The organism is Pseudomonas sp. SDO5215_S409 (genome assembly GCF_054071325.1).
Genome location: NZ_JBSVWN010000215.1, coordinates 1 through 242, shown reverse-complemented (window position 1 = coordinate 242; position 242 = coordinate 1). Strand labels below are relative to the sequence as shown.

The window sequence follows — 242 nt, the reverse complement described above, 5'->3', positions numbered from 1 at the left end:
GGAACACTGGCTGGGCGCGGCGTTCAGCCAGCGCTTGCGCCAACAGGCCCGTCAGCTGGGCGTGAGTGCGGCCAGCCTGTATCACTGGGTCTGGGCACAGGTGGTGGGTGCGGTTTCGGCCACCGACGACGTGGTGTTTGGCACGGTATTGTTGGGCCGCTTGCAGGCCGGTGACGGCGCTGACCGCTCCCTGGGCATGTTCATCAACACCTTGCCGCTGCGGGTCCGCCTGACCGACGAAA

General features: G+C 66.9%; 1 protein-coding gene. It reads left to right on the top strand.

The genetic code is table 11. The features are described from left to right. On the top strand, window positions 1-242 hold a 242-nt coding region (locus ACW9H9_RS28945; RefSeq protein WP_457346755.1), incomplete at both ends, for a condensation domain-containing protein.